We start from the raw sequence: 11796 nt of genomic DNA, 5'->3' as shown, positions 1-11796 counted from the left end.
ATAACAATGAACTTATATAAGAGCATCGAAGACCTCCAGGTCTTCGTAGCGGCGGAGCGTGCACAAGGGCATCGCATCGCCTTCGTCCCCACCATGGGGGCACTTCACGCTGGACACCTGAGCCTCGTCAAGCGAGCTCTCAGCGAATGTGATCGCTGCATCGTCAGCGTCTTCGTGAATCCCACACAGTTCAACGATCCTCGAGACCTCGAGACCTACCCCCGCACACTCGAAGCCGACTGCGAACTCCTCTCCTCGGTCGGCACCAGCGCGCTCTTCGCTCCTGAGGTCAGCACCATCTATCCCGAGGAGGATAAGCGTACCTTCGACGTCGGCGCCGTAGCCGAAGTCATGGAAGGCCGCTTCCGTCCTGGCCACTTCAATGGCGTCATGCAGGTCGTCTCCCGCCTCTTCGACATCGTCCGCCCCGACTGTGCTTACTTCGGGGAGAAGGACTTCCAGCAGATCTCCGTCATCCGCGCTATGGTCCGTCTCATCGGTAGCCCCGTAGAGATCATCGCTTGCCCCATCGTGCGCGAAGCCGATGGTCTGGCACTCAGCAGTCGCAATGTGCGCCTCACTCCTGAGGGTCGCGCAGCCGCTCCCGCCATCTACCGCATCCTCTCCGAGAGCCGTAGCTGGGTACGCGAGTTGACGCCTGCCGAGCTCATCGAGCGTGTGACCCACGAGATCAATGCCATCCCTACCCTACGTGTCGAGTACTTCGAGATCGTCGATACCGACAGCCTACAGCCCATCGCATCCTGGAGCGATAGCCCTGCCCCTCATGGCTGCATCACCGTCTACTGCGGAGAGGTGCGCCTGATCGACAATATCGCTTACCACTAAGGGATGACCTCAGCAAAGAAACTCCTGCTCCTCGGCGGTACTGTGCTTACCCTTAGCCTTGCTGGTTGCGGTACCCGCAAGCCCAAGGCTGTAGAGCAGCCCGTAGAGCAAATACCCGTTCCCACGCCAGCTCCCGTAGAAGACACTACCTCGCACTGGACTCGCCCCACAGGCGACTCCATCCGTGAGGAGATGCGTGCCGTATGGCTCACTACCGTCTACGGTCTCGACTGGCCCCGTGATAAGGCGGATACACCCGACGGCGTGCGCCGCCAGAAGGAGTCGCTCCTGCGTATCCTTGACCGTCTGCAAGCCGATGGCTACAACACGGTCTTCCTCCAGCTCCGCCACAGCGGTACGGTCATCTATCCCTCCGACTACGAGCCCCTCTCCACGCGCTTCGCTGGCGAAGGCTTCTTCGGAGACTACGATCCCGTGCGCTTCGCTATCGAGGCTTGCCACGCACGTGGCTTGAGCCTCCATGCTTGGCTCGTCACCTATCCACTCTCGTCCTCCAAGCGAGCTCCCCACCCCATCCTCACGGATCACCCAGGCTGGGCTATCCCTCACAAGGGCTCCTATCACCTCGATCCAGGGCGCCCCGAGGTACGCTCATACATCGCGCATCTGACAGCTGACCTTGTGCGACGCTATCCCGTCGATGGCGTGCACTTCGACTACTTCCGCTATCCTGAGGGAGCGGAGCAGTTCGCAGATGGCAGTACCTATATGCGCTATGGCTCAGAGTACGAAAGCAAGTCAGCTTGGCGACGCAACAATCTCACCCTGCAGCTCCGCGAAGTACGAGACTCGCTCCAGAGCATCGGATCGCATGCACTGGTAAGTGTAGCGCCACTGGGCAAGCTACGTAAGATCGCTGACCTCGGTCGTGCCCATGGCTGGACGGCCTACGAGTCCGTGCATCAAGATCCCGAGACGTGGGGTCGTGAAGGGCTCGTCGACTTCATCGTCCCGATGATGTACTACCGCGATGACCTCTATAGCCCCTTCCTCCGCGAATGGAAGGAGCAGGTCGCACGCTATATCCCCGTCGTGGCAGGGCTCGCTCCCTACCGCGTGGAGGAGACGGGCTGGCCTGAGACGGTCATCGAGGAGCAGATCGCAGAGGAGCGCGAAGTCGGTCTCTCTGGCGTATGCTTCTTCCGCGAAGCACATACAGGAGCACGCTTCCCAGCGACGCGCCGTATCATCGCCGAAGCCTTCCGTCCGACAGCTCTCCCCCTTGCCTTCGCTCGTGGGAAGGCATTCCAAGCCGCTGCACCTACCGAGCTGGCCCTCAAGCCTGCTGGGCGTGGCGAAGTCATCCTCTCATGGCAGCAACCCGATGCACCGAAGCACCTTCCGCTGACGTGGCGCCTCTGGGTCATCACGACCGATGAGAGCGGAGCAAAGCATGCGACGCTCCTCGCTCCTCGCCTCACCTCCCCACAGTGCAAGCTCGTAGCATCGGACTTCAACGGCAGTAGCTCCATCGAGTTCGGCGTCGAAGCGGTCAATACCTTCGGCGTAGCGACCCCCTGCACATCGGCACTCACTATCAGCCTTCCCGACCTCAAGGCTCTGGCTGGTGGGAAGTAGCATGAACCTCTACCTCCATATTCCCTTCTGTGCAAGTCGCTGCTCGTACTGCGACTTCTACACCCAGACGGGGAGCCGTCTCCGTCGAGACTTCCTCGACGCCCTCATCAGGGAGCTTCACCTTCGGCGGGTGGAGCTCCCTGATGGCGCATTGATAGACCACATCTACTTCGGCGGCGGCACTCCTTCGCTCCTCACTCCTGAGGAGCTGACCCGCATCTTCGACTCCATCACCGAGCTCTACCCGCTGACGGGCACGGGTGAGGTAACCATCGAATGCAATCCCGATGACGTCACGGAGGAGTACGCCCAGGCTCTCGGCGCGCTCCCTATCAACCGCGTCAGTATGGGCGTGCAGAGCTTCCACGCCGACGACCTAACGTTCCTCAACCGCCGTCATAGCGCTGAGCAGGTCTTCACCGCTGTCGAAGCTCTACGCCGTCATGGCATCGACAATCTCAGCCTGGATCTCATCTACGGCTTGCCTGGTCAGACGGAGGAGCGATGGCTCACGAACATCCGCACCTTCCTCTCACTCGGCGTCCCCCATCTCTCCGCCTACCACCTCATCTATGAGGAAGGCACCGCGCTCACACGCCTTGTCGAGCGGGGCAAGGTACAGCCCGTGACGGAGGAGGCGAGCCTACGCTTCTTCGAGCTCCTCATCTCCGAGCTCAAGGCTGCGGGCTACGAGCACTACGAGATATCGAACTTCGCCCTCCCCGACCGCTACGCACGGCACAACACGGGCTATTGGCAGGGCGTCCCCTATCTGGGCTTGGGGCCGTCGGCACATAGCTTCGACGGGGCACGTACCCGCTCGCACAATATCGCCTCTCTCACTCACTACACCCGTGCACTCCTCGAGGAAAGGCGCGACTACGAGACCGAGTTCCTCGGCGACGAAGAGCTCCAGCACGAGTACATCCTCACGCGCCTTCGCACGCAGTGGGGCATCCCGCTCGGAGACTATGCGGCGCGCTTCGGTGAGCGCGCCAAGCGGGAACTTCTACAAGCTGCAAGCGAATACCTCCGCCGAGGTCAACTCACCCACAGCGATGATACCCTTCGCCTCACTCCCGAAGGTATCTTCGTCTCCGACGGCATCATCGCCGACCTCTTCCTCTAAGTAGATACCAGCCACATAGACATATGGCAAGGCACACATTCGGTACGATGAGTTTAAGTGCAGGAATATCCATAGAAAGCATTGTCAAAATAATGGGACACACCTCCATATCAAGCCCCCCAGATCTATGTACAGGTGATAATCAATAAGATTTGGTAGGATATGGACAAGCTGATATGGAAATATCAAAACGAAGAAGCAAAGGAGGAAGTCGTATGAATGTCGATCACCATCAAACAAAAGGAGACCGCATTTATTTCAAGCAGGATGACAATACGCAAATCTCTCACAAAGGGAAAGGTGATATATCCATGACAGAGAGCCAATTGGTAGATTTCTTCGGTGTAAACATAGAGGAAACTCAATTATTGATTGCAACTACTCCTCAAAACATCTTCCCTATATCCTGAAGAAAGAGACACTAGAGATCTGGAAGTCTATGTGAACGGACGGCTACGAGGTTATGCTCCGCTTTATCCGCTTTCGATCATCATCGTTTTGTCTTATCAATTGGACAGCACGGAAGCATAGTTCTTCAGGAAATACCTCTGCCAAAAGTTACAACGTCCTGCTTCTGTGATGGAGCAGATGCTCCTATATGGAAGTGGTGGTATCAATGGATATGCTTTTCTCTTTCACCGATATCATCTTACTACATAACTACAAAGAAAGAGAATACAGTGAAAGAGAAAAGGGATGGTATTGTAGTCAGAAAATAGGAATGGTTATTACTACCGTCTAACTACGCACAACTATGTTCTTGAGGCCTTCTAGTATACGGAAAGCCCTATAAGTAGTTATTCTCCAAGTAGTCTGTCAACAGTAGAGATACGTACCTATTTTATTGTATAACATTCCTTATACCCGTATTTCCCGACCCTCTGATTTCTTCGTGATAAAGATAATTCACTATCGAGGGATGTCCTTTGGGACTTCGCTCGTAAGGCAATTCATTATCCACATACTTACATTGAGCCTCCTGCGCCATTTTCGCGGCCTCTTGCTCCAATTGCTTCCAGTATGTTCGGTCTTTATGCAAATAGATTTGTTCATAAAGTGGGAACAAATGGGGATAGTGTGATTTGATATACCCCATAATGCTGGCCTTAAAACTACCCCGTAGATTGAGGTTCTCAAGCCAAAAGAGGTCGCAAATGTCTTTCACTTCATGAAAAATAGCCTTGAAATCAGTGATACCGGGGAAGATGGGTGACACAAAACAAATGGTTCGGATGCCCGCCTCGTAGACCTTTCGCATAGCTACGAGGCGCCGCTCTATGCTCACGGCCTTGTCCATGTCGGCACGAAATGTCTCATCAAGCGTGTTGACTGACCACGATACGGTGACTTTCTTCATTTGCTGGAGCAAGTCAAGGTCGCGCAACACGAGGTCGCTCTTTGTACAAATGAGTATTTCTGCATCGCTGTCTTTGAGCTCTTCAAGTAGTTTACGGGTCCTGCGGAACGTTGCTTCTTCGGGATTATATCCATCGGTCACTGATCCAATAACCACGCGTTGTCCGGCATATTTCTTCGGATTCCTGATTGCAGGCCAATGCTTCACGTCTAAGAAAGTACCCCATTCTTCTTTATGTCCTGTGAAGCGCTTCATGAATGAGGCGTAACAATACTTGCAAGCATGGGTGCACCCCACGTATGGATTTACCGAATAGCCACCAACAGGGAGGTTGGACTTGGTCATGATGCCATGCACCTCTTTCGTCTCAATGAGAGTTTCTGCCATATTTCTTCCTTTATTCTTTATAAATCCTCTACCGTTTCACCGTCTTCTGGAATAAAGACACGGTCTAAAATTCCTGCCACTTCCGCACGCTTTCTCACCATTTCACGCGTCACGCTATTATGGTTCACGCCTTCAAGATGCGTCACAAACAGCTTTGCATCAGGTGCAGCTGCAGCAACTTTTACCACATCTTCATCGTTCATAATAACGCGTCCACCCAAGCGAAAACCATTGCCACCTGCATTAAGGGTGATAACCTCGGGGCGAAAACGCTTCAAATTTCGTTTGACACCAGCATACCAGATGGTATCTCCGGCGTGATAGAGCGTCTTTTCTTGTGGATGAGTGAATACATAACCCGCTGTATGTCCGGCAGGATACTTCATGATGAAATTACCATGCTGGCTTTCGGCCTTTTGTATGCTCACTTCCCCAATCCTTGTATTGTCGCCGACAACTTCCACATGATTAAATCCATGCGACATCACCACCTGCCGATCGTTTTCGTCCTGCACCAAAAGTCGCATATCTTTAGGCATCGCTTCATAGGCCGCCTCATCAATATGGTCATCGTGTAGATGGGTAAGCAACACCGCATCTACACCTTTTAACACCTCTTCTACGGGAAAAGGTAGTTCATGAAGTGGGTTGCGCAGGTGTTGATTTCTACTAAAGGGGAAAGGAGGCATGCAGCCTTTCTTTCCCAACATGGGATCAATCAGAATTTTCTTTCCCCCATACTCAACGATTATCGTTGCGTTTCTTACTTGTTGGATATTCATTGCTTATTACAACTAAAGTTTAACATTGGCTTCCAGCATAATACCATCCCTCAGTGGCTCATCATCATCTGAGAACGAATTTGCCTTATATTGTACACAAAGCACGAGCATTTCGCTGCTACCTGTGTTCTTGAATGCACGTTTGCCATTGGGGGCAATTCTCACGATGCTTCCCTCTGAAACGGGAAATCGCTTGCCGTCTACATCGAAAACGCCTTCACCTTTAAGAATGAAATAAAGCTCTTCGTGGGTTTTATGGGCATGGCGTGTGCCATAATCTTGACCTGCCGCAAGACTTTGGAAAGACAATTCTGCACCTGTTGCTCGTAGTGCATGTCCGGCAAACATCTTTCCCGGAATAGAGAAATTGCCCATAGCCAACTCATATTCCTTAATTTCATTCAACTTACCTACGTTCACCGTGGTGAAGTTCTCGCCCTTTTCTGTGATTTGAATTTCTCTCATAATGCTATTTGCTTTGATTACGAGTGCAAAGGTAGCGCACAGAACAAAGGCACATTCTACCATTAACAATATATGTTCTACCATTTTGATAAACCATCATTTATTAGCACATTTGTCACATGAAATCAGAGATTCATCCCCAAGAACTTACTCAAGTCCCTTTCAGCAAAACAGAATGTGGTGTAGACTTCAACATCAATACCGATACACACGAGCGTTTGCGGGGCGTATTGATGGAGTATCCGTCTTTCAAAACCAACTTCTTCGAGTTGTTTTTCTTCAGGAAAGCATCCGGATGGGTGCGTTATGGCTTTCAACATATCGCGTTGAAAGACAATACGGTGCTGATACTTTCGCCGCACATCCATCAGGAGTGGCATATTGATGAAAGCCAAATGGATTATCGTTTCCTTGTTTTCCGTGATGATTTTCTTTCAACCTATCTTGCCGATCCTTTCTTTACTTATCGTTTGCTTTATTGCTACCAAACAGATTTCCCACCCCATCTGTCGGCTACTGCTATGGAACAACAAGAATACGAGCGTTTGCTTGTACGGATAAAAGAAGAACTCAGCCATCCTCTTGCCGACAGCTATCACATCATCGTATCCTTACTTCATTATCTGCTCATGACTCTTAATCGTAGGTATTCCACTCAGTACCATCTGCCTTTTGATACCCCCAAGAACTACCATGCCTTTGAGTTCAAACAACTCTTAGAAAAACATATTCACCAATACCAGCGAGTGGCTGACTATGCAGCCATGCTGAACATCAGCCGCATCACATTGAATGCCTCTGTACAGGCTCAATATGGACAAACGTCCGCACATCTGCTGAAACAACGTCTGCTTGCAGAAATCAAGAATGAAATACTCTTCACTAACAAAACCACCAGTGAATTGGCATACGAATTCAATTTCTCGGAGCCAGGACATCTAATGCGTTTCTTCAAAAAACAAACGGGACAGACAGTTACAGAGTTTAAAGAAGAATATAAAGGAGGACAGTTTGCCGCAGAATCAAAAAATGACCAAGCACAATAACTTAGCAATAAACGAACGGCACTTGAAACAGATATATCTCTGCTCAAGTGCCGTTATCCAGTCAGCAATATGCGCTTATTGCCTTTATCTTATTCTATTACTCTTGTAATTCTTCTCCAGCCTTCTTTCCATGTCTGAAGCCTCATAGAGTATTTTCCTTGCAAACTGCGTGTAGGATTACGAAGGGCGAATGAAAGGACTTACTCATCCTTTCATTCGCCCTTTGCGTTTGCTCCACAGCTGGATGCCCGCATCTCCTAAGGAGTATTGTGAAAGATAATACGTATGATACCCACGACTTATACGAGTGAGAGCGAAAATTAATACGTATAAATCTACCAATTAATACGTATTAATTGCCCAATTTATACGTATTAATTCCATAATTTAATCGTATAAATATCCATCTTCAAGCGTATAATACTGCACGTACCTAAGGAAGAAAGCTCACGAAGCTATATACCTCCTTCCCCCCATCTCAGTTCCTTTTCGCACACACATCAAGAGAAGCACCTTATGTCACAAGGAAAAACAGCCGCCCCCGCCACCCGAAGTGCAAGCATTGCACGGGTGGCGGGGGCGGCTGCCTTATAGGATAGGTGAGGCTTAGTCCTCGAGGTCTATGGGCTGCTCTGCCAGAAGCTGCTCAATGAGCGGAGCGAGCTTCTCTGGCTTAGTCATCGGAGAGAAGCGCAGGACCCGACTACCGTCGCGTGAGATGAGGAACTTGGTGAAGTTCCACTTAATGCACGAGGTGAGTGTACCGCGTGCAGCGCGCTTGAGGTAGGTGAAGATAGGGTCTTCGTAGCGGCCATTGACGCGTACCTTCTTCATCATCGGGAAGGAGGCCCCATAGTTGAGCGAGCAGAAGGAAGCTGCATCTTCGCCCGTGCTAAGCTCTTGACCGAGGAATTGCCCGCAGGGGAATCCGAGGATCACCAGCCCACGATCACGATAGCGCTGATAGAGCTCTTCGAGGCCTGCGAACTGAGGTGTGAATCCGCACTTGCTCGCCGTATTGACGATCAAGAGGACCTTACCTGCGAACTGTGAGAGACGCACCAGTTCACCCGAGGGGCGCTGGGCGATGAAGTCATATATCTTCTGCATACGTCAGGGCTATTCTTAGCGCTTCATAGCGCGGTCCATCTCACGGCGATCATCACGCTCACGCATCGTGGCGCGCTTGTCGTAGACCTTCTTCCCTCGAGCGGGGGCGATGACGACCTTCGCCAGCCCACGGTCATTGATGAAGATCTTCACGGGGACAATCGTCACACCAGGGCTTTGTACATAAGCCTCGAGCTTGCGAAGCTCCTTGCGATTGAGGAGGAGCTTGCGGTCACGTCGTGCCGCGTGATTGTTGTACGAGCCGTAGAAGTACTCGCTGATGTTGGCGCCCTTGAGCCACAGCTCTCCGTTGTGGAAGTAGCAAAAGGCATCGACCAAGCTCGCCTTCCCCAGGCGAAGGGACTTGATCTCCGTACCCACGAGCACCATCCCAGCGGTATAGGTATCGAGGAGCTCGTAGTCGAAGCGTGCGCGGCGATTCTGTATCGAGACGGCGCGCTGTATCTTTTCTTTCATATACTGAGTCGTAGTTATTGGGGGGCCTTACGCCACAGCAAGAGGGCTGCGATGATGAAGGCCACGTTCGGTATCCACGCCGCTATCCATGGAGCCATCAGCCCGACGTTCGCGATCTGCGAAGTGAGCGAGGTGGCGAGGATGTATGCCAGACAGAGTGCGAAGCCAATGACGAGGTTGATCCCCAGACCGTTCTTCATCTTCTTCGCCGAGAGCACCGCACCGATGAAGGTGAGGATGAAGGCGGAGAAGATCGCGGCATATCTATTGTGTAGCTCCGTCTGGAAGAGGCGCGTGTTGCTTGCGCCACGCTCCTTCTGACGGTCGATGTAGCGTGAGAGCTGGTCGTTGCGCATCTTCACAGCGTCCTTCTCATTGACGAGGAAGTCAGCGGGGCTGATACGCAGATTCGTATCCAAGCCATAGCCAATCGTGTCGGTCGCCTCAAGGCCCTTGAAGCGGCGGATGTGGAAGTCCGTTAGCTTCCAGTGGTCGAGCGTATCGTAGTACGCTTCGTCAGCCGTCAGGCGGGAGATGAGGTTCTGCCCCTTGAACTGATCCACGGCGAGCGACGTGGCACGCTTCGACAGGCTCTCGTAGTCGCGGATATAGAGGTAGGTATCCTTCGCGATGGCGATCTGGATATTGTTCGTGTAGACCTCGTGGCGCGACTTGAGGTAGGTCTGCTCGAAGTCAATTCGTACACGGTTGCCCGAAGGGATGATGAAGCCATTGAGCACGTAGGTCGAGAGTGCGATGAGCGTCGCAGAGACCATATACGGGCGGAGCAGACGGCGGAAGCTCATCCCACTGGCAAGCATCGCGATGATCTCGGAGTTTGCTGCCAGCTTCGAGGTGAAGAAGATCACCGAGATGAAGACGAAGAGCGGACTGAAGAGGTTCGCGTAGTAGGGGATGAAGTTGAGGTAGTAGCGGAAGAGGATCCCCGAGAGCGGCACCTCTGGCTTGAGGAAGTCCGTGATCTTATCATTGACGTCGAAGACCACTGCAACCGCGAGGATCAAGCCGATGGAGAAGAGGAACGTGGAGATGAAGGTACGTATGATGTACCAGTCCACCCGCCCCAGCCAAGGGCGGTACGGCTTCTTCATCACGGGCGGAGGCGTCCTACGCTCGGGCGCTTCGGTCTGCTCGACCTGATCGGTGATCGGCTCCTGCTGGAGCTCTTCAGCTTCGTGGGGAGTGGTACTCATGACGTACTCGGGTGGGCTTAGAGGCGATTGTTGAGCTGACGCACCATCTTATCCTTCCACTCGGAGAAGTCTCCTGCGAGGATATGCTCACGGGCCTCACGTACCAAACGCAGGTAGAAGGCGAGGTTGTGTATCGAGGCGATCTGCAGCCCAAGGATCTCGTCAGCGCGGATGAGGTGGTGCAGGTAAGCCAGGCTGTACTGCTTGTCGACGAAGGACGTACCCTCGGGATCGATGGGGCTGAACTCCTGCGCCCACTTCGCGTTGCGGATATTGATCGTGCCGTAGCTCGTGAAGAGCTGACCGTTGCGCCCGTTGCGGGTAGGCATGATGCAGTCGAACATGTCGACACCGCGGGCAATGTTCTCCAGCAGGTTGATCGGTGTACCGACACCCATCAGGTAGCGGGGCTTGTCTTTGGGGAGGATGCTATTGGTCAGCTCGACCATCTCGTACATCTTCTCCGTTGGCTCCCCGACGGCAAGGCCACCGATGGCGTTCCCTTCAGCGCCGAGCGAAGCCACGAATTCGGCAGCTCGCGTACGCAGCTCGGGATAGACACAGCCCTGCACGATGGGGAAGAGACTCTGATGATAGCCGTAGTGCGGGTCGGTCTCATTGACGCGCTTCACACAGCGACGCAGCCAGTCTTCGGTGAGCGCCAGAGACTTCTTCGCATAGTGGAAGTCCGCATCGCCAGGGCAACATTCGTCGAAAGCCATGATGATATCCGCACCGATGATACGCTCGATATCCATCACACGCTCGGGGGTGAAGAGGTGCTTCGAGCCGTCGATGTGCGAGCGGAAGGTCACCCCTTCCTCCGTGATCTTACGGCGATGCGCCAAGCTGAAGACCTGATAGCCCCCGCTGTCGGTGAGGATCGAGCCCGACCAGCTATTGAACTTATGCAGCCCGCCTGCCTTGTACAGGGTATCGAGCCCTGGGCGCAGGTAGAGGTGGTACGTATTGCCGAGGATGATCTGTGCGTGGATGTCGTCACTCAGCTCGGGCATGTGGACAGCCTTCACCGAGCCGACCGTCCCGACGGGCATGAAGATCGGGGTAAGGATCTCCCCGTGGTCAGTCTCTATACGCCCAGCGCGCGCGGCAGTCTTAGTACAAGTCTTATGGATATCGAATTTTAGCATCGTCGTCGTTGATTCGTTGGAAGGCTCGCCCCTTGAGAGTGGGATGCGACCCACCAAGCCCTTGTGGAATGCAAAGATACGGCTTATAGGGCAATATCCCCCGATGGGCTGAAGGGCTTTCCGCTGGAGGGCGAGTACCCCGAGGTAGCCCCCCCTGGGATCGGAGGGCAATTCACAAGGGAAAAAGAAGGTAAAGGACATAGGGAAAGGAGCGCTTGGGTAAAGCGCTC

Annotated in this window: 11 protein-coding genes and 2 pseudogenes; 6 read left to right on the top strand and 7 right to left on the bottom strand. The window is 53.1% G+C overall.

Features of this window, described 5'->3' with window-relative positions; genetic code table 11:
* Positions 1-6: 6 nt before the first annotated feature.
* The 5 genes and pseudogenes from panC (at position 7) to KO088_RS00540 (ending at position 4237) form a co-directional block, all read left to right on the top strand.
* Positions 7-849, top strand: coding sequence for a pantoate--beta-alanine ligase (gene panC / locus KO088_RS00560; protein ID WP_215492869.1), 843 nt, complete (start codon positions 7-9; stop codon positions 847-849).
* A gap of 3 nt (positions 850-852) precedes the next feature.
* Positions 853-2448, top strand: coding sequence for a glycoside hydrolase family 10-like protein (locus tag KO088_RS00555; protein ID WP_215492868.1), 1596 nt, complete (start codon positions 853-855; stop codon positions 2446-2448).
* Position 2449: 1 nt separating this feature from the next.
* Positions 2450-3577, top strand: a complete 1128-nt coding sequence (hemW, locus tag KO088_RS00550; RefSeq protein ID WP_215492867.1) for a radical SAM family heme chaperone HemW — start codon at positions 2450-2452, stop codon at positions 3575-3577.
* A gap of 20 nt (positions 3578-3597) precedes the next feature.
* A pseudogene (locus KO088_RS00545) lies at positions 3598-3736 on the top strand (tyrosine-type recombinase/integrase); the annotation flags it as partial.
* Between the two features lie 56 nt (positions 3737-3792).
* Positions 3793-4237: pseudogene (locus KO088_RS00540) on the top strand (hypothetical protein).
* A gap of 181 nt (positions 4238-4418) precedes the next feature.
* On the opposite strand, the gene KO088_RS00535 reads toward KO088_RS00540, so the two are convergent.
* From KO088_RS00535 to KO088_RS00525, 3 genes are read right to left on the bottom strand one after another with little or no spacing between them, the layout of a single operon-like run.
* Complete coding sequence (locus KO088_RS00535) at positions 4419-5321, bottom strand: radical SAM mobile pair protein B (protein ID WP_215492866.1); 903 nt, start codon at positions 5319-5321, stop codon at positions 4419-4421.
* 17 nt (positions 5322-5338) lie between these two features.
* On the bottom strand, positions 5339-6103 hold the full coding sequence (locus tag KO088_RS00530) for an MBL fold metallo-hydrolase (RefSeq protein WP_215492865.1): 765 nt from the start codon (positions 6101-6103) through the stop codon (positions 5339-5341).
* Between the two features lie 12 nt (positions 6104-6115).
* Positions 6116-6568: a cupin domain-containing protein gene (locus KO088_RS00525; RefSeq protein ID WP_188807110.1), complete on the bottom strand. Its 453-nt coding sequence runs from the start codon at positions 6566-6568 to the stop codon at positions 6116-6118.
* Positions 6569-6687: 119 nt separating this feature from the next.
* On the opposite strand from KO088_RS00525, the gene KO088_RS00520 reads away from it, so the two are divergent.
* Positions 6688-7614, top strand: a complete 927-nt coding sequence (locus KO088_RS00520; protein WP_215492864.1) for a helix-turn-helix domain-containing protein — start codon at positions 6688-6690, stop codon at positions 7612-7614.
* A 606-nt stretch (positions 7615-8220) separates the two neighbouring features.
* On the opposite strand, the gene KO088_RS00515 is transcribed toward KO088_RS00520, so the two are convergent.
* The 4 genes from KO088_RS00515 to tgt form a co-directional block, all read right to left on the bottom strand.
* Entirely contained in the window at positions 8221-8724 is a 504-nt protein-coding gene (locus tag KO088_RS00515; RefSeq protein ID WP_215492861.1) for a glutathione peroxidase, read from the bottom strand.
* A gap of 15 nt (positions 8725-8739) precedes the next feature.
* Positions 8740-9201: an SsrA-binding protein SmpB gene (smpB, locus tag KO088_RS00510; RefSeq protein WP_009432326.1), complete on the bottom strand. Its 462-nt coding sequence runs from the start codon at positions 9199-9201 to the stop codon at positions 8740-8742.
* Between the two features lie 14 nt (positions 9202-9215).
* Positions 9216-10313, bottom strand: a complete 1098-nt coding sequence (locus KO088_RS00505) for an LptF/LptG family permease (RefSeq protein WP_044114673.1) — start codon at positions 10311-10313, stop codon at positions 9216-9218.
* Between the two features lie 119 nt (positions 10314-10432).
* Positions 10433-11566 (bottom strand): tRNA guanosine(34) transglycosylase Tgt, encoded by a 1134-nt coding sequence (gene tgt / locus KO088_RS00500; RefSeq protein WP_188807104.1) that lies wholly within the window; start codon positions 11564-11566, stop codon positions 10433-10435.
* Between the last annotated feature and the right edge of the window lie 230 nt (positions 11567-11796).

It is taken from the genome of Porphyromonas bobii (assembly GCF_943169685.1).
GTDB lineage: Bacteria > Bacteroidota > Bacteroidia > Bacteroidales > Porphyromonadaceae > Porphyromonas > Porphyromonas pasteri.
The sequence above is the reverse complement of the archived record's forward strand: the minus strand, read 5'-3'. Positions and strand labels throughout refer to the sequence as shown.

Coding starts and splice junctions, on each gene's coding strand:
- panC (WP_215492869.1), top strand. CDS start 7: ATGAACTTATATAAGAGCATCGAAGACCTCCAGGTCTTCGTAGCGGCG.
- KO088_RS00555 (WP_215492868.1), top strand. CDS start 853: ATGACCTCAGCAAAGAAACTCCTGCTCCTCGGCGGTACTGTGCTTACC.
- hemW (WP_215492867.1), top strand. CDS start 2,450: ATGAACCTCTACCTCCATATTCCCTTCTGTGCAAGTCGCTGCTCGTAC.
- KO088_RS00535 (WP_215492866.1), bottom strand. CDS start 5,321: ATGGCAGAAACTCTCATTGAGACGAAAGAGGTGCATGGCATCATGACC.
- KO088_RS00530 (WP_215492865.1), bottom strand. CDS start 6,103: ATGAATATCCAACAAGTAAGAAACGCAACGATAATCGTTGAGTATGGG.
- KO088_RS00525 (WP_188807110.1), bottom strand. CDS start 6,568: ATGAGAGAAATTCAAATCACAGAAAAGGGCGAGAACTTCACCACGGTG.
- KO088_RS00520 (WP_215492864.1), top strand. CDS start 6,688: ATGAAATCAGAGATTCATCCCCAAGAACTTACTCAAGTCCCTTTCAGC.
- KO088_RS00515 (WP_215492861.1), bottom strand. CDS start 8,724: ATGCAGAAGATATATGACTTCATCGCCCAGCGCCCCTCGGGTGAACTG.
- smpB (WP_009432326.1), bottom strand. CDS start 9,201: ATGAAAGAAAAGATACAGCGCGCCGTCTCGATACAGAATCGCCGCGCA.
- KO088_RS00505 (WP_044114673.1), bottom strand. CDS start 10,313: ATGAAGAAGCCGTACCGCCCTTGGCTGGGGCGGGTGGACTGGTACATC.
- tgt (WP_188807104.1), bottom strand. CDS start 11,566: ATGCTAAAATTCGATATCCATAAGACTTGTACTAAGACTGCCGCGCGC.